The sequence below is a fragment of the Flavobacterium hydrophilum genome (genome assembly GCF_003202405.1).
GTDB classification, from domain to species: domain Bacteria; phylum Bacteroidota; class Bacteroidia; order Flavobacteriales; family Flavobacteriaceae; genus Flavobacterium; species Flavobacterium hydrophilum.
In genome coordinates, this window is record NZ_QJHL01000001.1 from 469,633 (window position 1) to 494,055 (window position 24,423).

15 protein-coding genes are annotated in these 24,423 nt (G+C 33.3%); 4 read left to right on the plus strand and 11 right to left on the minus strand.

Translation table 11 applies throughout. The features are described from left to right. Window positions 1–4: 4 nt before the first annotated feature. The 3 genes from DMB68_RS02095 to DMB68_RS02105 all read right to left on the minus strand — a co-directional run bounded on the left by DMB68_RS02095 (window position 5) and on the right by DMB68_RS02105 (window position 5,389). Window positions 5–3,382 carry a SusC/RagA family TonB-linked outer membrane protein gene (locus DMB68_RS02095; RefSeq protein WP_110345017.1) on the minus strand — a complete coding sequence of 1,126 codons (3,378 nt, stop codon included), beginning with the start codon at window positions 3,380–3,382 and terminating at the stop codon, window positions 5–7. A gap of 113 nt (window positions 3,383–3,495) precedes the next feature. After that, window positions 3,496–4,641: a FecR family protein gene (locus DMB68_RS02100; RefSeq protein WP_110345018.1), complete on the minus strand. Its 1,146-nt coding sequence runs from the start codon at window positions 4,639–4,641 to the stop codon at window positions 3,496–3,498. Window positions 4,642–4,795: 154 nt separating this feature from the next. Then, complete coding sequence (locus tag DMB68_RS02105) at window positions 4,796–5,389, minus strand: RNA polymerase sigma factor (protein WP_165830076.1); 594 nt, start codon at window positions 5,387–5,389, stop codon at window positions 4,796–4,798. A 411-nt stretch (window positions 5,390–5,800) separates the two neighbouring features. On the opposite strand from DMB68_RS02105, the gene DMB68_RS02110 reads away from it, so the two are divergent. After that, window positions 5,801–6,820, plus strand: a complete 1,020-nt coding sequence (locus DMB68_RS02110; protein WP_110345020.1) for a PAS domain-containing protein — start codon at window positions 5,801–5,803, stop codon at window positions 6,818–6,820. Between the two features lie 25 nt (window positions 6,821–6,845). Here the strand turns inward: DMB68_RS02110 and DMB68_RS02115 are convergent, their stop codons facing one another. Continuing rightward, window positions 6,846–7,424 carry a Crp/Fnr family transcriptional regulator gene (locus DMB68_RS02115; RefSeq protein WP_110345021.1) on the minus strand — a complete coding sequence of 193 codons (579 nt, stop codon included), beginning with the start codon at window positions 7,422–7,424 and terminating at the stop codon, window positions 6,846–6,848. 4 nt (window positions 7,425–7,428) lie between these two features. Beyond that, the gene (locus DMB68_RS02120; RefSeq protein ID WP_110346318.1) at window positions 7,429–8,469 is read right to left on the minus strand and encodes an SDR family oxidoreductase; all 1,041 of its coding nucleotides are present in this window, start codon (window positions 8,467–8,469) and stop codon (window positions 7,429–7,431) included. A 357-nt stretch (window positions 8,470–8,826) separates the two neighbouring features. Between DMB68_RS02120 and DMB68_RS02125 the strand changes: the two genes are divergently transcribed. Next, window positions 8,827–9,276 carry a response regulator gene (locus tag DMB68_RS02125; RefSeq protein ID WP_110346319.1) on the plus strand — a complete coding sequence of 150 codons (450 nt, stop codon included), beginning with the start codon at window positions 8,827–8,829 and terminating at the stop codon, window positions 9,274–9,276. 18 nt (window positions 9,277–9,294) lie between these two features. Further along, a complete protein-coding gene (locus DMB68_RS02130; protein ID WP_110345022.1) occupies window positions 9,295–13,314 on the plus strand; it encodes a PAS domain S-box protein in 4,020 nt (1,339 codons plus the stop codon). A 90-nt stretch (window positions 13,315–13,404) separates the two neighbouring features. On the opposite strand, the gene DMB68_RS02135 is transcribed toward DMB68_RS02130, so the two are convergent. From DMB68_RS02135 to DMB68_RS02150, 4 genes are all read right to left on the minus strand, one after another. After that, on the minus strand, window positions 13,405–14,061 hold the full coding sequence (locus DMB68_RS02135) for a 3-keto-disaccharide hydrolase (RefSeq protein ID WP_110345023.1): 657 nt from the start codon (window positions 14,059–14,061) through the stop codon (window positions 13,405–13,407). A 347-nt stretch (window positions 14,062–14,408) separates the two neighbouring features. Next, window positions 14,409–15,632 carry a T9SS type A sorting domain-containing protein gene (locus DMB68_RS02140; protein ID WP_110345024.1) on the minus strand — a complete coding sequence of 408 codons (1,224 nt, stop codon included), beginning with the start codon at window positions 15,630–15,632 and terminating at the stop codon, window positions 14,409–14,411. A 189-nt stretch (window positions 15,633–15,821) separates the two neighbouring features. Then, entirely contained in the window at window positions 15,822–16,226 is a 405-nt protein-coding gene (locus DMB68_RS02145) for a hypothetical protein (protein WP_110345025.1), read from the minus strand. Between the two features lie 129 nt (window positions 16,227–16,355). Continuing rightward, window positions 16,356–17,852, minus strand: coding sequence for a S41 family peptidase (locus DMB68_RS02150; RefSeq protein WP_110345026.1), 1,497 nt, complete (start codon window positions 17,850–17,852; stop codon window positions 16,356–16,358). Window positions 17,853–17,896: 44 nt separating this feature from the next. Between DMB68_RS02150 and DMB68_RS02155 the strand changes: the two genes are divergently transcribed. Further along, the gene (locus DMB68_RS02155) at window positions 17,897–18,277 is read left to right on the plus strand and encodes a hypothetical protein (protein WP_110345027.1); all 381 of its coding nucleotides are present in this window, start codon (window positions 17,897–17,899) and stop codon (window positions 18,275–18,277) included. Between the two features lie 179 nt (window positions 18,278–18,456). On the opposite strand, the gene DMB68_RS02160 is transcribed toward DMB68_RS02155, so the two are convergent. Both DMB68_RS02160 and DMB68_RS02165 read right to left on the minus strand, forming a co-directional pair. After that, a complete protein-coding gene (locus tag DMB68_RS02160; RefSeq protein ID WP_110345028.1) occupies window positions 18,457–19,134 on the minus strand; it encodes a glycoside hydrolase family 78 protein in 678 nt (225 codons plus the stop codon). Window positions 19,135–19,136: 2 nt separating this feature from the next. Further along, window positions 19,137–24,392, minus strand: coding sequence for a T9SS type A sorting domain-containing protein (locus DMB68_RS02165; protein ID WP_110345029.1), 5,256 nt, complete (start codon window positions 24,390–24,392; stop codon window positions 19,137–19,139). Window positions 24,393–24,423: the final 31 nt, after the last annotated feature.

Here is a 24,423-nt window from a genome sequence, read left to right on the forward strand (position 1 = left end):
ATGATTAAAATGATACGTTTAAACTAAGTGAATAGATTCTTGAAAAAGGATACTCGATACCGCGTTCTGCTTTTATAGTGGCTACACGGAAGAATTCGTTTGCCAAAGCATTAAATCCTAATCCAACTAATCCTGCTCTTTTCAACCAGGCTCTATCGGTTACTCTGTATCCCAAACGAATTGACTCTCCTGAGATGTAATCATCTTTTTGAATAAAACGGGATGATATTGGTGTCGCATTTGTTAAGCCAATTGCTTTAAATTGTGCTACTTGTCCAGGTGTTGTCCATCGATCTGTAAAGGCTCTCGCATCCTGATTATCAAAAATATTGTCCTTTGAGATATTTTCAACTTTGTTATATAAAGCAGTGTTAAATCTCTCAGCTCCAAAACTGTAACGTACAAATAATCCAAAACTAAAGCCTTTGTAAGTCAGGTTTGTAGAAACGACACCCGTTGCCGTTTCTCTGGAATTACCCATTACTACTTCATCTTTTTTATCTAAAGTAAAAGTAGACTGACCGTCTTTTTTGCGAAAAATTTCTCTACCGGTTGCAGGATCGATGCCTAAAGAAGGAACAGCCCAAAGATCATTACTGCTGGCTCCGTCATAATATCTTGTAAGACTTGTTGTTTTTTGAGCTGCTGTATTTAATGATGATAAGGCGTTATTGAACCCCCCCAGTTTATTATCACCGGAAGCTCCCATCAAGCCTATTCCCCAAATAAAATTATCCTTAAGATCATAAATAAAGTTGTAATTTAATTTAAACTCTATACCTTCAGTTGTCAAATAACCAACATTTAAAGGGTATGAGTTAACTCCTGTAGAAGCTGCAAGATCGATTGCTACAATTTGTGGCGAAGTTTTTCGTTTGTATGCGCCTAAAGTAGCAGTTAATCTGTTTCTAAACATTCCCAAATCTAAGCCAACAGATAAATCCTTTGTTCTTTGAGGTTCTAAATTAGGATTTGCAACCTGAGAAATTGCTAATCCTGGTCCAAAAACATTTGTATTAATATCATAAGAATATACATCGTAAGAAGCGTACCCCACTAAATTCTGGTTTCCGGTCTGACCAATATTAGCACGCAATTTTAATATGTTCACAATATCTTCATTCATTTTGAATTCGTTGTTTACATTCCAGCCAATACCTGCTCCCCAATACGGAGAATATTTTTTATTTGTTCCAAAATTTGTTGCTCCGGAAATAGTCTGTGTAAAATCAAATAAATATTTTCTATTATAAGCGTAGTTAATTTGATTCGTCAAATCAACACTTCTAATTAATCCTGTATAAGTTCCTGGTTTTCCATTTGGTTCATATCCGAAAGCAAAGGTCGGATTACCGGGAACTCCAAGAGGAAAACCTCTTAAAGCAGTGTTATAAGCGTTGTTTGTTGTTTCCTGAGCAGAAGCTCTAATAGTATAATTAAAAGAATGTACATCACTGAAAACATTAGAATAAGTAGCACCCAAATTTGCATTCCATTTATTTACTAATGTTTCTTTATTAGTATAAGTTCCTTTTTCGGTAGCAATGTTACTGATAAATCTGGTATCATCTGGTGATACAAATACAGTAGCAACACTGGTATTTCTTGAAACGGATAATGCTCCGGTTGTTTTAAGATGTGCATTCACATCATAATTTACTCCAAAGTTATTGGTAAAATTGAACTCATTTTTTTTGTTATAACTCGGCAGAAAAACATTATAAAGTGGATTAGCAGGATGATTAACAACAACATTTTTATCTTCTAATGGTAATGAGGAGCCATCCAGATAACGTGTTATTTCTCCATTTTCGTTATATTTAGGATAATAAGGACTAGCTTTTGCCCAGGTTTCAAAAGAACCGTATTGTGATTCCTGATTATCACCTCCGGAAACAAAGAAATTGTTATTAATACTTAGTTTATTCTTTCTGTACGTCAGTGTTGCATTATATCCCCAGGTATTATGCTCAGAACCTTTCATTGTACCGGTCAGGCTTTTATAATTTCCGGCAATATTGAACCTGAATTCATCTGATCCACCTCCAAAAGACAAACTATGTCCTGACGTTATTCCCATCTGGATGGGTTCGTTTAACCAATAGGTATTTACACCACTGCGAACTGCCGCCAAACGCTTATCATAAACTTGCTTTACAGAGTATTCATATGCTGGAAATGCACTACTTGTATAGGCGCCGGAAAGCCTTTCGAATTCCAGTTTTTGTTCGGCATTCATTAAGTTATAAACACTTAAATCTGCTAATTCATAAGATGAATTATACACATAAGAAAACTGTAATTTTCCCGGTAAAGGTTTATTCGTTTCAATAACTACAACACCATTAGCAGAACGGGAACCATACAAAGCAGTTGAAGCCGCATCTTTTAATAAAGTAATGCTTGCAATTCTGTTAATATCTAAATCGACAACCTGCTGCAAAGTAGTTGGAAATCCGTCTAAAATAAATAACGGCTGATTAGGGTCATCTCTAAACTGGCTGTCTACCTGGTTGGCAGTTAAACTTGTCTGACCACGCACCTCAATTGTAGGCAGGATATTTGGGTTTGAACCAGAGATATTGTTATTTAGTACTATAAAAGAAGGATCTAATGATTTTAAAGCCTGCACCGCATTTTGAGTTGATACCTGTCTTAATTCCTCACCTTTAAAAGTGGTAACGGCTCCGGTAATTAGTTCTTTTTTACGAACAGTAACCCCTGTATTGATAACAACACCTTCTAATTGTTTGGTTTCTTCTTTTAATGCAACATTAATTAATTTTCTGTTATTTACGGCAATAATCTCAGCCGTATGTCCAATATAAGTAAACAATAAAATACCATCGTTTGGGGCAGTGATTGTGTATTTTCCATCAAAATCAGTCTGAGCTGTTTCATTGGTTCCTTTAACTTTTATGTTAACGCCGGGAAGAGGCTCTTTTTTGTTATTGGTAACTGTTCCTCTTATTTCTATAGATTTTGATTGTTGAAATACGACTACTTTTTCAACAGGAGTTTCTTTTACAACAATAGTATTTCCGTTGGCAAAACTGAAATTAAAATCTTTTTTAGGAAAACTGGCTTCGAGTAAATCATTTACCCTGATTTTGCCTTTCTTTAAATGTACTTTTGGTAATTTTTTAAATAAATCTTCCTGATAAATAAAGGTGTAATTGGTTTGTTGTTTGATAAGATCAAAAACTTCGTCAACAGTTACCGTTTTATCAGCTTTAATAACAATTTTTGCGTTTTGTGAAAATAGATTTAAGGGTGAAAAACCAAAAATTGTAGTACAAAACAAGAAGATGAAAGTTCTCATAATGTTAATAATTAGTCGTTTTCTGAAATAGAAAATGACATCGGTTAATTTAAAATTCATAAATTTACATGTTAATTGGTTGGTCGGTTGTTAAAATTGATTAATCGGTTGATACACAGAAAGGGATGAAGTGCAGTACGGTGAGAGGTCTAAACTTCAGTCCTTTTCTTTTTTTATTTTATTATGATCTTGTGGTTTTTTATTTCATAGGCATTAATAAAATTTATATTTCTGATCGTTGTTAATATATCTTCAATCTTTTGGTTTTTGTTTAATACGCCGTTGAATTTCACATTTCCTAAAGCCGGATCAGCAAAAACGATATCAACATCATACCATCTTGATAATACTCTGGCAATATCTTTCAAAGGCATTCCTTTAAAAACAAACAATCCTTTTCTCCAGGAAATTTCATTGTAAACATCTACTTCCGAAATTTTTATTTCATCACTGTAATTATTAAGTCTGGATTGTTCGCTTGGTGCTAATATTTCTTTTTTGTTAGAATTGCTTACGGCTACTTTTCCATGCACTAAAGTCGTGTAAACTGTGGTTTCATCTTTATACGCTTTGATGTTGAACTCGGTGCCAATAACTTCAACATTCTGCATCATTGTTTTTACTTTAAACTTAGAACCTTTGTGCTTGGTACTTGGTGATACTTCAAAGTAGGCTTCTCCGTACAAAAGTTCTACTTGTCTGGTTTGGCCATCAACAAAAGCAACAGGATATTTTAATTGAGATTCTGAGTTTAACCACACTTTCGTACTGTCTGCCAGTTGAACAAAAAACTGGCCTCCTCTTGGAATGGTCAAAAAGTTATTAGCGATTGCATTTTGATTTTTAGAATTATAAACCAATTTTTCTCCATTGCTGGAAACATTCCCGGTTGCATATTCTTTCCCTTTTTCTAAAGCAATTACAGAGCCGTCTTCTAAAGTCAGGGTTGCTTTGTCGCTGCCAATTTCAATCTTTTTGCTAATGACAACCTGGTTGTTGGGGCTATGAAAAATAGTGGTTTTAAAGAGTAAAGAAATTGTAACAAAAAGTACAACTGAAGCTGCAACGGCAAATTTGAAAACTCCTTTTGAATAGAATGACTTATTAATTGGCATAACTTTTACCTCTTCTGATGCTAAGGCATTTTGAATCCGGTTACGCATTTTATTTTCAAGTTCATCTTTTGGCCCAAGCGTTTCATGCCATTCCGTATTGTTTTGAAAACTTTCAAAATAATTCAGCAATAATTTATTCTCCTCTATATTGGTTTCACCGGAAAGATGTTTGTTTAGTAACACCAAAAATTCCTCTTTTTTCATTTTCTTTTATATATTAATCGGGGAGTATTACCAGTAAGTACACAAAATGGTGTGTACCCCCTAGTCAGAATCTGTTTTTTTTTGTATTTTTTTTAAACTAAACAAGAAAATCACACAACATCAATCAATTAACAGCACATTTTTTAGTTTATTTTTAAAAGATATTTTTAGAAATCCATATCACCATTGCCATACTAATACTGCTGCCCATTGAAGATTTTATGCTGTGCAGTGCTTTTGTAATGTGATTTTCGACCGTCTTTACAGAGATATTTAAACGTTCGGCTATTTCTTTGTGGCTTAATTGTTCTTCACGGCTTAATTTATAAACCAATTGACATTTTTCAGGAAGTGTTGCTACTATCGAATTTATCTGAAGTACCAATTCCTGATGCATCATTTCGGTTTCAGGGGTAGTGTGCTGAAAACGTTTTTCTAAGTCATCAAAAAGTTCGACCTGGATTCTGTCTTTATTTTTTTTAAGATGATTAAAAACCTGGTATCTGGCACAGGCATACATATATCCTTTTAGAGAAATTCTGATTTCGAGTTTTTCGCGGTTGTGCCAGATGTTCATGAAAATATCCTGAATAATATCTTCACATAACTCTTTGTCTTTTATAATATTGAAAGCAGATATAAAAAGGGCCTGCCAGAATTTATTATACAAGTCTGTTAATGCGGACTCATCACCGTTGCGTAAACGGCTGACTAAAACTTCATCATGATTTATGTCCGGATTTAACAATGCTTTTTGCTTTAATAAATTGAATATTTCGCAACAAACATACTAAAATTATTGAATCATTTTAATTTATTGCAAGTCAGAAGGCTTGTTTGGGTTTTATTTGAAAATTCTGCTTAATTTATAAATCTGTTAATTAAGTAGGAACTTAAAGTTTGGAAATTTAATATTCTACAATTCTTGTATAGTATAAAAATGGATTTCTTAAAACTCTTCAAATGTTAATGATTAAATTTTAAAGTGTGAGTTTAAAGTTTATAACTATTGTGTAGCTTATTTCTTAAAAGACTGAAAATGGTTTAAAAAGTTTAAAATATACATAAAATGGAATTTTATAATATATAAAATTAATTATGTAAACTATTGATCTCTCATTTTTCGAAATTTATATAAATCCTGTAAAATCATGATGGTATGCAAAAGAAATCTATTACATGTCGCATTCTTCTAATGGGTAATGTTCAGGATGTCAATAATATAAAAGAATTACTCCATGATAGGATTATAGCACCTAAAATAACTGCAACTTATGATTTTAAAATAGGTTTCGATATGATTTTATCTTTTAAATATGATATTATTTTAATAAATATAAATCATATAGAGGACATTGAAATATTGGATTCAATTGAAAAAAATATTAGCGATGCAGGAGTAATAATTATTTCTGATATTCCCTCAATTTCAGAAATTATTGATTTAAAGAACACCAATAAAAGCAGTATTGTATTTGATTATTTGCCAAAAACTGAGTTAACTTCATTTTTGATCCTTAAAAGTATTACTTATATCAATGAAATAAATAAAAATCATATAAAATTAAAAAGTTTACAGCGTAAATACAATAATTTGTTTGAGATGAATCCTGTTCCTATGTGGATTTATGATCTAGAATTTTTAAAATTCTGGCGTGTCAATACTGCAGCTGTCCGCAAATATGGCTACACCAAGGATGAATTTAAGAAAATGACTATAAGAGACATAAGACCGCGGGAAGATATAGAAAAACTTGAAAAAGCTGTTGGTCTTGTAAGAAAACATAAAATGCTTTTTTCAAACGGAATTTATCGGCACAAAAAAAAAGATGGTACCATAATATATGTTGAACTTATAAGTAATATAATCTATATTGACAAAGTAAAATATGTACTTGTTCTTGCAAATGATATAACAGAAACCCTGGATTATATTCAGGCAATAGAAAGTCAAAATTCGAAACTGCAGGAAATAGCATTTAGTCATTCGCACCTAATCAGGGCTCCGCTTACGAATATAATGGGCATATTAAATCTTATCAGGGAAATAGAGTTTAATAATCCTGAAAGTGCCGAATTATTAGAGCATCTTTCTACATCCTGTAACCAACTGGATGAAAAAATCTCAGAGATTGTAGAAAAAAGTGCTCCATATCCACTTCCCGAAAACAAAGTATAACATTCAGTAAAAGCCTGTATGGATTTTATCTGCTTTTAACAATCTGATTTCTCAGCCTGCTGAGTGATTGAGGGGTAATCTTTAAATAAGAAGCAATATATTGTTGCGGTACATTTTGGGCAAGGGCAGGATACCGGCTGATAAATTCTAAATATTTGGTTTTGGCATTACCATAATTTAAAAAATCGTTGTCTTTGATTTTATTTAAAAGATGTGCTTCTGTTATGCTTTTCAAAAAGATATAAAAATTTGGAATTCGTTCACTCAATTCGTCTAGTGTCTTTTTTGATATTGAAAAAGCTTGTGTATTGACAACCGCCTGAAACGCATCTTTGTTTACGGTGTTGGTATAATAACTTTCCAGATCTACAAAAAACTGATTTTCGCGTACAAAATATTTCGTTACTTCTACATCGTCGGGATCGGTTGTATAAACTCTTACGATTCCATTCTCAACAAAACCAACTCTGTTTGAAATTTTATTAGAATCCTGTATAATTTCATTGGCCTTAAAATAATTTTTCTCAAACAAAAGCGAAATTTCTTCAATGGCTGTTGTGGTAAGAATGCCTCCAAAACCTAAAACAGATTTTAATTTTTCCATATACTTATTTTACAATTTTTAATGCTATTACGCTTTCGGCACAGGATAAAATAGCTTCTTCCATTGATAAAGGCTGCCAGTTAAGTTCATTTACAGCTTTAAACCGGTCTATTTTCCTTTCTATTCCTAAATCAATTAAGATTGGTTTTAATGATGTTTCGAAATTGGACAGCAATTTAACAAAAAAATCAGGTAATTCTTTAGACGGAACCTTGCGGTTCGGATATTCTTTTTTTAAAATCCCGGAAATATTTTTGAAAGACAAATATCCCGAAGAAGCCAGATAGCGTTGATTATTGGCCTGAGGTAATTCCATAGCTTTAATTAATAAATCGGCTACAGAACGTACGTCAATAATTTCTACACCAATTTTAGGAATTGCGGGCATACTGCCATCGATGGTTTTGATGACAATATTTGCTGAAGTGCCAAAATCATCTTCGAGTACAGGTCCCAGTATAGCGCCAGGTAAAACAGTAACCAGTTCTAACCCTGAGGGATTTTTTTTAAGATACTCCCAGGCAGCTTTTTCAGCAATGGTTTTACTTCTGAAATAGGGAGTTGAATCTTTTTTGTTTGATTCGTCTGTCCAGTCCTTTTCCGTAAAGGTAAGATCCAGGTCCTTTTTGTTTTTACCATACACTACTGCTGCTATTGATGAGGTAATTACAACCCGTTTTACATTATTTACTGAGGCACTTTTCAGGATATTAAGTACACCATTTCGGGCAGGGATAATTAAATCGGATTCATGTTTTGGCAGAATGCGTGGAAACGGAGACGCAATGTGCTGTATAAAATCTATATTTTGGGTTAATTCCGGCCATTTGCTTTCGTCATTTAAATCTGCTTCTGCAATAGTCAGATTTTGAATATGCGGGGTATGTTTTTCAATAATAGCTTTTAAATCATTTGCCCTGCTCAGATTCCTCACCGTACCTGTAACTTTATAACCTTTGTTTAATAATTGAATGGCAGTGTGAGAACCAAGAAAGCCTGATATGCCGGTAAGCAATACTCTTCTATTGTTGAAATTGTGATCCATTTTTTTTGATTTTGATTTAAACAAAAATACCAACAGCTGTTGAGCCGGCAATTATCATTTGTTAAGAACGACAAAATCGCCTAAAAAAAATAGTACTTTCAAATCAGATTGCCCAAAATTGCTTTATTGACAATTTACAAAGTAGTGAACTAAAAGATTATAAGTTTTATCAGTAAGTGTTAAATTATAAGTATAGTATTGACTACTGATAGTAAAATTAGTTTTATATTAGCACGTACAAACATTTTTTGATTCGGGGTTTATTAAAAGAATAAAAATCGACTTATAAATAGTCGATTTGACAGGGCAAAAAATGTTTAAACCAAATTGAAATTAATTAAACTTATCCTGCAACAAATGAATAAACAGATTTACAATCTTCTACTGGCTGATGATGATGAGGATGATTGCATTTTTTTTAAAGAAGCACTCGATGAACTCTCACTTCCTGTAACACTTGTAACTGTTAATGATGGTGTTGAACTTATGGGATTTCTGGATGTTAATGTTTCTAATAATTTACCGGATGTCCTTTTCCTGGATTTAAACATGCCACGTAAAAACGGATATGAATGCCTGACAGAAATAAAAGCGATTAAAGAACTAAAAAGGCTTCCTGTAGTTATTTTTTCAACTTCGCTGGATATGGAAATTGTAAATACAATGTATGATAAAGGTGCTTTATACTATATTCGAAAACCCGGTGATTTTTCCAAATTAAAACAAGTAATAGGAAATGCACTTAAGGTAATAGCCGAAAACAACTTCAAAAAACCTGAAAGAGAAGATTTTATTCTTCAACCCTAAATATTTACCTGAATACGCATGATAAACAAAGTGCATTATTTTCTTGAAGGCGGAGGAGAAATGGGACAACTCATTCGCAGTAAAGATTGGAGCAAAACAGCTTTAGGGGCTCCTGATATCTGGCCACAAAGCCTTCGTACAACGCTCGGTATTATTTTAAATTCAAAATTTCCAATGTTTCTATGGTGGGGAGAAGAACTTACCTGTTTTTACAACGATGCGTACCGTCCAAGTCTTGGAAATGAAGGTAAACACCCCAATATTTTAGGACAAAAAGCAGAGGATGCCTGGCCTGAAATCTGGCCAGTTATATTTCCTCTTATTCAGCAGGTATTGGCGGGAGAGGGATCAACATGGAGTGAAAATCAGCTTATTCCAATATACAGAAACGGAAAGCTAGAAGATGTCTATTGGACATTCAGTTACAGTCCGGTACACGATGAATCCGGAAAAATTGCCGGTGTAATGGTAATTTGCAGTGAAACAACAGAAAATATATATTCTCTTAAAAAATTAGAAGAAAGTAATAACCGTTATTTAAACAACATCATTCAGGCTCCAACCGCTATGTGTGTTTTCAGAGGAAGAACACATGTTGTGGAAATTGTAAATGACATGATGCTTGAGATTTGGGGAAAACAAAAAGAAGAAGTTATAAACAAACCAATATTTGAAGGGTTGCCTGAGGCAAAAGGGCAGGGTTTGGAGTCAATACTGGATAAGGTTTATGAAACAGGAGAGAAATTTATTGCAAATGAACGTCCTGTTAATCTTCCCCGAAACGGGAAAACTGAAACCATTTATATCAATTTTGTATATGACGCATTAAAAGAAGCAGACGGAACGATTACCGGTATAGTAGCGATAGCTATTGAAGTTACGGAGCAAATAATATCCCGTTCAAGAATAGAGGAAAGCGAACACAAAATAAGAGCATTGGTAGAAAATGCTCCATTTGCTATTGCGGTTTACACGGGTGAAGAAATGATTATTGAATTGGCGAATGAGTCCATTATTAATATTTGGGGAAAAGGGAATGATGTAATAGGAAAATCATTCATGGATCTTTTGCCAGAGCTGACCAATCAGCAGGTGTTCGAACAGATTAAAAATGTTTATAAAACCGGACAGCCTTTTCGTACAGAGAATACACCTCTCGATTTACTGGTAGATGGAAAATGGGGTACGTATTATTTTAATTACGAATTTACGCCCTTATATGATTTGAAAGGAAACATTTACGGCGTTATGAATACCGGACTCGACCTGAGCGATCTGTATTTAGCAAAGAAAAGAATTGAAGAAAGCGAGGAGAATTTGCGCAGTATGGTATTGCAGTCGCCTATTGGTATTTGCGTACTGGATGCAGCAACTTTAGTAACTGAAATTGTAAACAACAGTTTTATTGAGATAGCCGGAAAACCCTATGAGGAAATTGCCGGCAGATACTATTGGGATTCATTCGCTGAAGTAGAATCGTATTATGGCGAGGCGCTCAAAAATGTAGCTGAAAATGGTATTCCCTTTTCTATCAATGAAGTTGAAATGATGCTTATTCGACATGGAAAAGAGGAAACTATATATGTAACTTTTGTGTATGCTCCTCTTAAAAATATACAGGGTGAGGTAAAAAAAGTTGCAATTTGGGTTCTCGATAATACAGCTCAGGTAATTGCGAGACGGGAAATCGAAGAGGCTAATAAAAAATTCCGGAATACTGTTAAACAAGCTCCTGTTGGTATTACTATTTTAAGAGGTGTTGACCATATAGTAGAAATGGCTAATGAAGCTTATCTTAAACTGGTTGACAGAGAAGAAAGTACATTTGTAGGCAGACCGCTTTTTGATTCCTTGCCTGAAGTAAAAGAAACTGTAAATACGCTATTGGAAGGTGTCTTGATTACCGGCATTCCATTCCACGGAAACGAAGTACCTGTTCCTATAAAAAGACAAGGTAAAGAAGGTATTTACTACTTTGATTTTCTTTATCATCCACTGAAAGAAGAAGAAGGGAAAATTTCAGGTATCATTGTAACTGTAACAGAAGTAACAGAAAAAGTGCTGGCCAGAAAAAAAACAGAGCAAAACGAAGAAAGACTTAATATTATTGTAGAAGCCAGCGAGCTTGGAACATGGGAACTAAATGTTAAAACCAAAGAACTGCATTATTCTAAAAGGTACCTCGAAATTGTTGGCGGATATAAAGATCTGATTGATTTAACTCACGAACAATTAATCGAACATATTCACCCGGATGATATGCCTATCAGAAATAAAGCGCTAGAGGAAGCACTTCGTTCTGGTATTTTAAATTATGAAGCACGATTAATCTGGAAAGATAAATCAATCCACTGGATGGAAGGAAAAGGGAAAGTTTTTTATGATGAAAATCACAATCCCGAAAAGTTAATAGGAACAATAAGAGATACTACAGCCGAAAGAAAACATCAACAGGAGTTAGAAGAAAGTGAAAAAAGATTCCGCTCTTTAACCGAAAGTATCCCGCAGCTTATTTGGGAAACAGATGAAAAAGGAAATGCCTTATTTGCATCCGGAAAATGGGTAGAGTATACAGGTATTCAGCCAAATGGCGAAGCCGAATGGAAAGCCATGATACATCCGGATGATTATGAGGAAAATATAAAAACATGGGCTAATTCGCTTGCAACAGGTGAAGGTTACAGATCTGATGTAAGAGTCAGAAGACATGACGGTACATACAGATGGCATGCCGTAATTGGTGAACCGGTTTTAAATGAAAACAATGAAATCATAAAATGGGTAGGAGCGTTTACGGATATTCATGCTGAAAAAGCTTTTACGCACGAATTAGAAGAACAGGTAAATGCCCGTACCAAAGAATTAAACCGGATAAATGAATCGCTGAGAAAAAGTGAGCAGCGTTATCATTTAATGGTAGAGGAAGTCCAGGATTATGCCATATTATATCTGAATGAGGAAGGTATAATTGAAAACTGGAACATGGGGGCAGAAAAGATAAAAGGATATAAATCAGAAGAAATAGTCGGAAAATCTTTTTCGGTCTTTTATACAGAAGAAGACCGAAAAAACAATCTGCCTCAAAAATTATTGCAGATTGCACGCGAAAAAGGTAAAGCGTTGCAGGAAGGATGGCGTGTTCGAAAAGATGGAACATTTTTTTGGACAAGCGTTGTCATTACAGCTGTCCATAATAAAAAAAATGAAGTTATAGGATTTTCAAAAGTGACTCACGACCTTACAGAAAAAAAGAAAGCAGATGACAAATTAAAAAGAAATGCATTAGAACTCGAACAAAAAAATGAAGAACTGGAGCAAATGAATAAAGAGCTCCAGTCTTTTGCCTATATTTCAAGTCATGATTTGCAGGAGCCTTTAAGAAAAATCCAGACTTTCGCGACTCAGATTATAGAAAAGGAATCACAAAATCTTTCTGAAGCTGGAAAAGATAAATTCCAGAGAATGCAGAATGCGGCAAAACGAATGCAGGCTTTGATTAATGATCTTTTGTCCTATTCAAGAACCAATATTCAGGAAAGAGTTTTTGAAAAAACAGACCTTTCTCAAATCATCGAAGAGGTTAAAGAAGATTTGAAAGAAGAGATAGAGATGCAGGGAGCTGTAGTGCAGGTAGGTCAGACTTTTACAGTGGATTTGATCCCGTTTCAGTTTAGGCAATTGTTGTATAATTTGTTGAGCAATGCAATTAAGTTTTCCATACCTGGAATCTCTCCGATAGTAAAAATTAATAGTGAAATTATCAAAGGATCTTTATTAAATAATCCTAAAGCTATAAACGAAATAAACTACTGCCACATCAGTATTTCAGATAACGGAATTGGTTTTGATCAGCAATACAGTGCAAAAATATTCGAAGTATTTCAACGTTTACACGGAAAACTCGAATATACCGGAACCGGAATAGGACTGGCTATTGTTAAAAAAATAGCAGAGAACCATAACGGATTTATTACAGCAAGTGGCGAACAAAATAAAGGAGCCACTTTTGATATTTATATTCCTGTAAATGAAACGTAGAATATCCAGTGAATAATTTTCAAAACGTCAGTTCGAGTGTTTTTTGTGCAGAGAAACGGAACAAAAAAATGTATCGGGAACCATTTAGGTTTACTCTTTAGAAATATTTTTGATGACAATATTTTTGAAGTCAATAGGTGAACTTTCGTAATTTAAGGAAATTTTGCCTTCTGTTGCGGTAGCTTCCGTACATTCGTTTACCAGTTTGCCATTCAAATATTGTGTGATTTTTCCGTCGAAAGATTTGATTACAATTGAGTTCCATTCGCCGTAAGGCTTTTCGTTTTCAATAAATTTGGCAGAGGTTACACTCGCACCGGCTTCAACTAATTTTCCGTTTACTTTTGCAGTTACCTGATCTAAAAAGATAAAGTCGCCTGTAGTGTTTTCTTTAATTTGAAACTGAATTCCTTTTGGCCAGATTTTATCAGGATAATCCGCAGGGATATTGTACATGACACCGCTGTTTTTCTTATTTTTTGTTTTAAACTTCTCTTCTGTATTCCAGCGGTATTCTAAACTTAATTCAAAATTTTTATAACTTTTTTTAGACATCAGATAACCGTTTGTTTCACCGTACATTCTGATCATGCCATCTGAGAATTCATAAGCTTGTGAAGGCTGTTGTCTTTCAGTACTGGTTTTTGTAAAAGCATACCAGTCATCGGCTGACAAGCTTTTTTGTTGAACTGCGCATGAATTTAAAAGATAAAGTAAAACGAAAGAAAAAAATATTTTTTGGAACATATAGAGGAATTTAAAAACAAATATCTGATTTTTTAAGGACGTAAAAATAAGGAATAGAAAACTTAGGAGGTTTATTTAAAATTATGTTTTTTTTGAAAATAAGTTATATATGAACCGTCTGGTGAAATTATAAATAGTTGTCAGGCTGAGCGGAGTCGAAGCTCTTTCAGGTAAAAATACCTTCAAATCTGCTAAGGATGACGTTATTCTTTGAAATTAAAAATGATGTTAATTTCAATTGTATACTTTTTGATTTTTTGTCAATTTTAAAAGAATTGTATCACAATTAAAAATACGAAAGAGGCTGAGTCTTCCGAAACAACCTCTTTTGATATAAAATCAGTGAATTATTTCACGAGTACTTTTTTAGTAGCAGAGCCATTTTCTGTTTCTACTTTTACCACATAAACTCCTTTTGGCTGAAGAGATAAATTAACAGAAGAGGTGTTGTCTGCAGAAAGAACCTGTTTTCCGGCAACATCAAAAACTGTAATAGATTTTACATTTTCAACTCCATTAACATTAACCAGACCGCTAGTAGGATTTGGAGATACTGTGATACTGTTTTCGTCTAAAGTGTTTTCATTAATTCCTAATGCTGGGTTTGTATACAAAGTAGTTGGTACTGTTTGTGCAGTCAAAATATAGGCTGCATTTCTCCAAAGGGTCAAAAATTCATTTGTAACATTTTTACCATCTCCGGCAGCGATTGCTCCATAATTGAATGCAAAAGTAATCATGTCTTTTGTGCCTAACTTATCATTTACATCTGTGCCCAGTTGAGTTCCGGCAGGGAAACGATTTATTAATAATGAATTGGTGTTTGAAGTAGTTGAAATAGCAGTACCAGCAGCAACATTTCCACTTGTACCAGCTAATAAAGTTGCAGTTCCAGGTACAGGCGTAGTAATTTCTAAATCATTAACTAGAGAAAGACCCTTAACAGCTGCGGCTGCAGTAGCTCCAGAAGCTACAGTAGCTCCAAGATCAGTAGCACCCGCAAAGAAAATAGGAATGTTAGTACCTGTGATTCCACTAAAGATTGGGTTGGTCTCATTGCCAGAGATTACTTGAACTGCTAAACTACTTGAACTTACAACATCATATGCCGTGCCGGTAGTAGAAGTTATGGTTCTATTGGCTCCCTTCTGAAATGTAAATGACTTGTTATAAATAAGGGGTGTGTTTAGTGCACCAAGTTTTCTGAATGCAAGTATTCCAGACGGTCTAATGGCATTAGCAGTAGAGCCCCAAGTTTCCTGCATTATTATTAAATCAGGGACAAGAGCAGCGATTTCTACATCTACATTTACATTTGTAGCAAGATCTTTTCCATCGATATCACACGAATAAACAGTAACAGCAAATCCTGTGGCTGTAAGCATTCTGGTAATAGCATCGCTACCTGCATCAGTAGAGTTTCCTGTTTTTGAAGCAGTCGCATCCATAGTTTTGCTCCATATTACATAGGCTACTTTTTTTTGTGCCATCATTTGAACCGATGTCAATGTCGTAAACAATAGAAAAAAGAAGGTAATGATTAATTGGTTTTGATGTAGTTTTTTAGTCATAATTCGTAAAAATTTAAGGTTTAAAATAGGTATAAAGTTTAATTTATCATAAAATTAAAAAAATATCCATACAAAACACGTAAATTAAAAGTAATTATGTAATCGATTACGTAAATAATAAAAATAAGCGCGTGATTTTTAGAAGAATCCCTTATTTATAGCTGGTTCAGAGTTATGAAATAAATTCAACTATTTTGTTATGAAAGAATTAAATATAATTTTTTTGAGATTTGGACTATATAAGATCACTTTATCTAAACTTTCAAGATAGTCGAGAAGGATAACAGCAACATCATCAAAATCATTTTCCGGATCGGGCGCAAAAAGAAATCGCATTCTTGCATTGCATTTTAATCGTTTTCCCAAAATATATTCCAAATCATCTGAAACAGTTGCATTGTCATCAAAAAATACGCTGATGTTATAACGATTGTCAATTGTTAGTTTTAAATAGTCTTCTTTTGTAAATATATTTTTTGCATTAGTAAATACAACACGATTACTGTTTGAAAAAAGTTTTTTTACAGAATCGAAAGAGGTTTGTTTATTATAATTTTTCTCCTCTGTAAAGTAAACATGTAAGGTATAACTCATTGCTGTTATGTAATTTTTATTTGAATAATTTTATTTGTTTTTTATCATAGAATATACAGCGTTAGAAAGGAACACTTCGGAGAGTTGGGGATTGATGATTTTAATTTCTAAATTTAATTTCGTTGCTATTTATTGTTTTTTCAACCTTTTATAATCCTCGATATATAAACCTTTGGCAGTATTGGTAGGGTTGAATGCAGCAAGATTGCTAATTCTTAATGATAAAGAAGGATTGGTGGTTTTTGCTGTAGTTCGCAAGGTTTGGCCTGTAATTAATTCGATAGCTTTCTTCAAATAAGGATCTTTTACGTTTCCAAATTCAACCAGATTTAAGAAAGTGCTATAAGGATTAATTTCGTAATCAGGTGTAATTTTCGCCGGATTTGCGTCTTTGTCTTTGTTATAATATGAAAAGGTAATGGGTTGCAATTGCCATTTGTGTTTAGTACTTCGATTGGCATAAGATGCATAATCATAAGCAGGAGAATCGTATAGTGTGTTAGATCCTACAAATTTGCCAACTGTTTCTTCACCTATTGTTATTACACTAACGTATTTTTTTAGACATTGTATGGTAAGCTCACTCGCAGAAGCGGTTTGAAAACTTACGAGCACATATATTTTTGTCAAAGCAAGGCTGTTTATACTTTCTTCTCTCTGAAAAGTAGGTTCGTTATCAATCAGGTTAAAAATTTTTACTTTATCTGAAAGATTTTCATAGCCGTCTTCACTATTGTGTTTGTTATTAAAGTCTAAGTAAATATAGGGTTTGTTGGTAAAACTTCCGTTAATCATTTGTGCCAGAGCAACTGCAGTTTCTAATGAACCGCCGCCATTGTATCTTAAATCTAAAACCAATTCGTTAATTCCATCTGATTGCATTTTGGCGAAAGCCGTATTGAGTTCGTCATTATAATCGGATTTGAAACTATTATAAACCAGATAACCAATGTTTTTTCCTCCATATACTTTCTTTTCGTAATAAGCAACCGGGTTTTCATCAATATCAGTTTTTGTTACAGTTACAGTTCCTATTTTGTCTGTGGTTACTAAACTACTGTTTGTAAATTGCACGCTTGCTGCCAGAGTAACGGTTAGTTGAGTGTTTTCTAGTTGGTCATAATTACTTGAAGTAAGCTGGCTTCCGTTTATTTTTGTAATGACGTCACCTCTTTTCAATCCCGCCAAAGCTGCTGGTGAACCAGGTACAATGTAGTTAATTAAAGCGACCATATTTGTATTGGATGCGTCTTTAGGATAAATTCCATAGCTAAAACCACCTTGTTTTTCGACTTCTGCAATTTTTGAAACCTGCACTATCTCATTACTGTTTTCAATCCAGGAAAATCGATCGACAGTTCCTCTTTGATATAGGAGTGAATAAAAAAGCGCATCGGGAGTTTTTCCGTTAATAAAATTGTTATATGTTGTGGTAGAAGTGATTTTGCTGTCAGACAAATTGGCAACGTTGGGTTGCCAGTAGTACCAGGAATTCATCGCTTTCCAGACAAAGTTGTTAATCTCGTCCGGCTCGGTAGCTGTAGTTTCATTTGAATCAGAATCCTTGCTGCAAGCTGTAAAAACCAATCCTATAAGTAATGTTTTAACAATATATTTTAATTTCATTATTTTTCCAATCGTTAAATTTGTGGATATAAAACGCCAAAAGTATGAGAAATAGTATTCCCAAAGCCGTCTTTTTATTATTTTCTTTCGGATTTTTTTTTCTTTTTTCCTGTTCTGGAAAACTTTTAGATATTAAAAATCAAACGTATAAAAGTTATAACAGGAATACTGAAAGAGGATATGTAGTTAGTTTTAAATTAAATGACGCTGCTGTTATTCCTAAATCGGTTGTGATTAATGGTATTGTTCAGAATATATCAAAAGAAAACAAAATTGGAGATACTTACCAGGTAAATGTGATTGCACAAACTACCATAATTCATAATTACCAGGTAAAATTAGATAAAAAAGAAAATGGAATTTATTTTGAGAAAAATTCCAATATATTTTTTCAACCTGTAAAATTCAAATTAATCACGGACTAATTGAAAAGTTTAAATTTGTTTTTTATAAATATAAGTAAACCGCTGATTACTAAAAATATATTAATCGAGGAAACAGCAAAAATACTGATGTTTATAAGTAATTTGTATTAGAATCATTTCAATAAAAAAATCTCATTTTCATACTTGAAAATGAGATTTTTGTAGACATAAATTTTGGTTTAATTGGTTTTGAATCTCCAGATTTGCCCGACAGTTTCTCCTCCTTTGTTATCTTTTGCAACGACTCTCCAGAAATATTCTTTTGCAGACTGCAGCGCTACATCTGTGGTTTTTGCGGCATTGTTTTCACTTATTTTGGTAACAGGAGGATTTACAGTTCCAAAATATACATCATAATTTAGAATATCACCATCTGCATCCGCAGCATTCCATTTCAAAGAAGCTGTTGTTGTACTGAGGGTAGTGTTTAGAACAGGGCTAACCAATTCCGGTGAAAAAGGCAGATGATTTACCACAGCTTCACCGGCAGTATAAAATTTTCGGGTCTTGCTGTAGGCGCTGGATAATCCTTCGCTATTTGTGGCTTTGATTCTCCAATAGTAAGCCGTGTTTTGATATAGTTCAATTTCTTGTGAATTAGAATAACTTTCACGTGTTTCTACAATTTCGGTAAATTGATTGTCCAGGGCTATTTCTATATGATAAATGATTTCACTCTTGTTTTTATCTTTAGACTGTTTCCATTCAAAACTAACTGTGTTATCGACACATAACTTATTATCTGCAGGTAAAGTTAAAACAGGCACTGTAGGCTCAGCATTTTCAGAATCGTCATCCCCTCCGCTGCAGGAAAGGAATAAAAGTGCAATTATTGACAGGTATATAGAATTCTTCATGTTTATCTTTTTATAATTTTTATAGTTTTAACTTGCCCTAAATAAACTTTAGCAATGTAAACTCCTTGTGGCTGGTTTTCCAGATTTAATTGAGCGATACCATTTTCGGGAGCATACTTTTTATTTGAGATTACACGGCCGTCTAAAGAATTTATTTCTATAGTTACTTCTTTGTAAGCAAGCGGCAGTTCAATTTCAAAACTTCCTGAGGTAGGATTTGGATAAGCAGTGACGGTCATATCTAAATCGGTAATATTTTCTCTATAAGTTCCTTCGCATTCTTTTGCTGTTTTAACTTCCAGCACACCCGCTCCTTCTGCAGGGATAGAGAAACTTGGAGTATCGGTTTGAAATTGCTCAATTCCGTCAACCAAAACAGTGTAAGGGGCAGTTCCATCAGCAATTTCAACATTAACTTTTTTGGAAGAAATACTTGATTTTCCTGAAACTGTTGTGGCTTTTTCAATGGTGAACGTATATTTTTGCTCAAAATCTTCCTCAGGAATTGTAATTAAAACGGTGTAATTTCCTGGAGCCAGATTAGTTATGTTTAAACTGTTGTCGACAAATGCAGTCGGTTTTCCGTTTATACTGGCGGTGTAAGCATACGATTCTTTTGCATATATACTGATTTTTCCATTTTTTTCATTTACACAAGATTCACTTCTGGTTTCTACTGTAAAATTATTTGCAGGAATGTTAAAACCACATGTTGTTAAAAAGTAAGCACTGGCATCTTTTTTATCTGACCAGTTAGTATCAGCATACGATTTATTATCAACTTTAATACAATATAAATCCGGATTGTTTTTAAAACTAATGGCAGAAGCATTAAATTTTGTATTGTTTTTATTTTTTACGTTTAAAGTTACTAATTGGTTTACTGAACAGTTTAAATCTGTTAGAACAGTGTTCAGACTAAGGTTTAATTCCTTTATTTTGTTGGTACTGCAATTTAATTTTGACAAGGCTTTGTTTTTAGAAAGGACAAGCTGGGTTAAATTATTTTTGGAAACATCCAGTGATGTCAGAGCTATATTCTCAGTAAGTTCAATATTTCCTATTTTATTTCCTGAAACATTAAGTGATACCAGATTAGCCAGCTTTGAGATATCCAGATTACTAATTTGATTGTCTGAGCAGTTTATATCTTTTAATTTATCGACTTGCCAGGTTGATAATGTTGTCAATTTATTGTTGTTACATAATAATGTTTCTAATTCCTGATTTTCATAAAGACTTAATGAGGTAATCGAATTATTGCTGACTGATAGCCACTTTAAGCCTTTAAAAATATAACTGGAAAAACTACCATTTAATTTGTTCGAAGCAACGTTTAAATGGGTAAGTGAAACGCACTCGTCTATATCCAGGTCCGTTATTTGATTGGACTGGCATTCTATTTTTGTTAAGGTGATATTTTTATTAAGGTCTAATAGGGTCAATGCATTATTGGAACAATTTAAAGTTGTCAACGCCTTGAACCCTTCAATGCCTTTCAAATTAGCAATTGAACTATTGGACAAGTCTAACTGAGTTATTTTTTCTATAGCAGAATTGGCTACTACACCATTTTTACCATCAGTATCAATACCCAGAGCGATGAGTTTATTTTCAAAATTGGAATCATTAATGATGGTATACGCATTACAATCATAAGTAGTAAAGATTGCAGAGCTGTTTTTTTTACTGCTCCAATTAGTATTGGCATAGGCAACATCGTCAACTGTAATACAATTGAGGTTGTAATTGGAACTTAGAGATAAAGAGGTAAGAAATCCGTTTTTACCATTTTTTAAATTTAAACTGGTCAATTGATTCAAGGTACAGCTTAATTCATTTAAATTTGGATTTTTACTTACGTCCAAAACAACCAAACCATTCCAGGAGCAGTCTATTTTTTTTAATTTGATATTTTTGCTTAAGTCAAGTTTAGTAAGGTTATTGCTTGAACAATATAAATCAGTTAGTTTTTCAAAATCCTGAATACCGGTTAAATCTGAAATTTGAGAATTAGAGACATTCAAAGATTCAATATTTGCAAGATTTTTTGTTTCTGCTTTACCATCTGCAACATCATCTAAACCTAAAGAAATTAACTTAGCCTCAAAATTCGTATCCGGAATAATAGTAAACGTTCTGCAATCCAGACTGAAGCTGGCAGTAGCATCTTTGGTAGTAGACCATTTCTTTGCTAAATTGATATCGGCTACCTGAATGCAGGTAAGCATTGAATTCTTGGAACAATCCAGGGTTGTTAATGCTGTGTTTTTGGAAAGATCTAAAGTTTTTAAGGAATTTGTAGAACAATTTAAAGTTTTCAAAGCAGTAAATTTTTGCAAACCGGTTAAATCGGTGATCGAGCTATTGGAGACATTCAGGGATGTGAGTGTTGCGATACTCGAATTTAATACCCAATTATTTTTCCCATCTGTATCAATGCCTAAAGCAATTAATTTGTCTTCGAATGCCGTATCTGGGATTTGTGTAATTTCTGAACAGTCATAAGTAGTAAAAAGTGTTGTTTTATCTTTGTACTCAGACCATTTTGTGTTGGCAGCTGCAACATCCTTAACAGTAATGCAGCTCAGTTTTGGGCTATTTAGACAATAAAGTATACTCAGTTTAGAATTGTTTGTTAAATTAAGTGTGTTTAGTTTACTGTTATTACAATACAAATAAGTAAGATTTATGTTTTTGGAAACATTCAGACTATTGAAAGGATTTTCCGAACAACCTATATTTGTTAAATTGATATTTTTGCTTACATCTAGTTTTTCTATTTGGTTTGAATGGCAGGCCAAAGTTGTTAAGCTGGTTATTTCACTAATATTAAGATTTGGCAATACATTGTATGAATAATTTAAGTTTGTCAGCTTATTGTTTTGACCCAGCACTAGATTTGTTAGTTTATTGCTGGAACAGTTTAGTTCAGTTAAATTGATATTTTTGCTTATGTCTAAGCTGGTTAATTCATTTGAAGAACAATCTAAATAGGTAAGATTGATGTTATTGCTTATATCTAAGGTTTTAATTTTTAGAGATCTGCAAATTAAAGAGGTCAGCGATGCAAAGTCTTGAATTCCTGTTATATCTTTAATATCATTGTACCATGGAAGTTCCAATGATTTGATGGTGTTAATATTTTTTGTCAACACTTTACCATCTATAGCAGTATCGTATCCGAGCGAAATTAATGTCTTCTCGAAATTAGAATCTGGGATTAATGTGTATGAATTGCAATCTAAACTGAATTTATCTTTTGCTTCCTGAGTAGTTGTTATGTTTGTTTTTGCTGCATTAATATCGGCAACCTGTATACAAGTTAGGGTTGTATTATTAGAACAATTTAAAGAGGTTAAAACCGTATTTTTAGAAATATCGAGATCTGACAATGTATTGTTGGAACAGTTTAAAGTTTTTAAAGCGATAAATCCTTTTAAACCTGTTAAATCAGTAATAGAACTATTGGAAACGTTTAAGGTTGTAAGAGCTGTTATACCCGAATTGAAAACCACTCCGTTTTTCCCATCGGTATCAATACCAAGTGCTATTAATTTGTCTTCAAATTTAGCATCGGGAATTTGAGTAACGGTAGAACATTCGAAACGAGAAAATGTATTTTGCGCCGTATTTGCTTGGTTACTCCATTTTTCTTTTGCATACTCAACATCGTCAACGATTGTACAAGTGAGCAAAGGATTATTGTTAAAATTTAACGTTCCTATTTTTTTGTTGCCTTCATTTTTAATGTTTAAAGATATCAGTTGGTTATTACTACAATAAATAGTTGTTAAAGCTGCATTCTTGCTTAAATCAAGGCTATTAATTTTGTTTGATTCACAATTCAAACTGGTTAAGGCTGTGTTACTGTTTAAATTTAAACTTGTTAATAGATTATTTGAGACACCCAAAGATGTCAAAGCTATATTCTTACTTACATCTATGCTTGTTAATTTATTACTAAAACATTCTAAGGAGGTTAAAGCAGTATTTTTACTCATATCCAGGCTTTTTAAATCATTATATCTGCAATCTAAATAAGTTAGAGCACTAAAATCCTGAATCCCTGTCAGATCAGTAATGGAACCATTTGGAATATATAACTGCTTGACACGGTTTATTTTTTTTGTTTCAACTTTCCCGTCGAGAACAGTATCGTATTTTAAGTAAATTAATTGATTCTCAAATCTTGAATCTGGTATTAAGGTATAAAGTCTGCAATCTAAATTGAATTTATCTTTGGCATCCTGAGTGGTAGTTATGTTTGTTTTTGCCGTATTAATATCAGCTACCTGAATGCAGGTTAATGCTGTATTAACCGAACAGTCCAAAGAGGTGAGAGCTGTATTCTTAGAAATATCTATTCTGGGCAATAAATTGTTAGAACAGTTTAAGGTTTTTAAAGCAGTAAATCCTTCTAAACCTTCTAAATCAGTAATAGAACTATTCGATACATTTAATGTCGTAATTGTGGCAATACTGGAATTTAAAACCAGTCCGTTTTTACCATCAGTATCAATACCAAGGGCTATTAATTTTTCTTCAAATTTAGTATCAGGAATTTGAGTTATGGACGAACAATCATAAGAAGAATATATTGCTGTACCGTCCTTAAAGTTGCTCCAGTTTTGGTTTGAATAGGCAGCATCATCAACAGTTATACAGGAAAGAGAAGCATTCCCTGCTAAATATAAACTGTATTTTGAAAGCGAAGTGTTTTTGCCGTTTTTAATATTCAGATAAATAAGCAGGTTTCCGACACAATCCAAACTGGTTAAAGCTGTGTTCTTGCTTAAATCCAGGCTTTTTATTGCATTATTTCGGCAATCTAGCCTACTTAAAGCAATATTCTTACTTACATCTAAACTAGTTATTTTATTAGAAGAACAGTACAAGGATTGTAAAGCAATATTGTTGCTAAGATTTAAGCTGGTTAATTGATTGCCATAACAATTCAAAGATGTTAAAGCAGTATTTTTACTTAAATCCAGACTTGTAAGTTGATTGTTTCCGCAACTTAAAATACTTAATGCTGTAAAATCCTGGATTCCTGCTAAATCGGTAATCGAAGAAGAAGAAATAGATAACTCCTTAACGGTATTGATTTTTGAAGTTAATACCTTCCCGTCAGGGGCATCATCAATTCCTAAAGCAATTAATTTAGCTTCAAACTTAGCGTCAGGAATAGTAGTATATTGTGCAAAAGCATTTGCGCCAAATAAGAAGAGTAATAATAAAAGTAATTTCGTTTTCATAAATGTGGTTTTATTTAAAGCACCACAATAT

Coding starts and splice junctions, on each gene's coding strand:
- DMB68_RS02095 (WP_110345017.1), bottom strand. CDS start 3,382: ATGAATTTTAAATTAACCGATGTCATTTTCTATTTCAGAAAACGACTA.
- DMB68_RS02100 (WP_110345018.1), bottom strand. CDS start 4,641: ATGAAAAAAGAGGAATTTTTGGTGTTACTAAACAAACATCTTTCCGGT.
- DMB68_RS02110 (WP_110345020.1), top strand. CDS start 5,801: ATGCAAAAGAAATCTATTACATGTCGCATTCTTCTAATGGGTAATGTT.
- DMB68_RS02115 (WP_110345021.1), bottom strand. CDS start 7,424: ATGGAAAAATTAAAATCTGTTTTAGGTTTTGGAGGCATTCTTACCACA.
- DMB68_RS02120 (WP_110346318.1), bottom strand. CDS start 8,469: ATGGATCACAATTTCAACAATAGAAGAGTATTGCTTACCGGCATATCA.
- DMB68_RS02125 (WP_110346319.1), top strand. CDS start 8,827: ATGAATAAACAGATTTACAATCTTCTACTGGCTGATGATGATGAGGAT.
- DMB68_RS02130 (WP_110345022.1), top strand. CDS start 9,295: ATGATAAACAAAGTGCATTATTTTCTTGAAGGCGGAGGAGAAATGGGA.
- DMB68_RS02135 (WP_110345023.1), bottom strand. CDS start 14,061: ATGTTCCAAAAAATATTTTTTTCTTTCGTTTTACTTTATCTTTTAAAT.
- DMB68_RS02140 (WP_110345024.1), bottom strand. CDS start 15,632: ATGACTAAAAAACTACATCAAAACCAATTAATCATTACCTTCTTTTTT.
- DMB68_RS02145 (WP_110345025.1), bottom strand. CDS start 16,226: ATGAGTTATACCTTACATGTTTACTTTACAGAGGAGAAAAATTATAAT.
- DMB68_RS02150 (WP_110345026.1), bottom strand. CDS start 17,852: ATGAAATTAAAATATATTGTTAAAACATTACTTATAGGATTGGTTTTT.
- DMB68_RS02155 (WP_110345027.1), top strand. CDS start 17,897: ATGAGAAATAGTATTCCCAAAGCCGTCTTTTTATTATTTTCTTTCGGA.
- DMB68_RS02160 (WP_110345028.1), bottom strand. CDS start 19,134: ATGAAGAATTCTATATACCTGTCAATAATTGCACTTTTATTCCTTTCC.
- DMB68_RS02165 (WP_110345029.1), bottom strand. CDS start 24,392: ATGAAAACGAAATTACTTTTATTATTACTCTTCTTATTTGGCGCAAAT.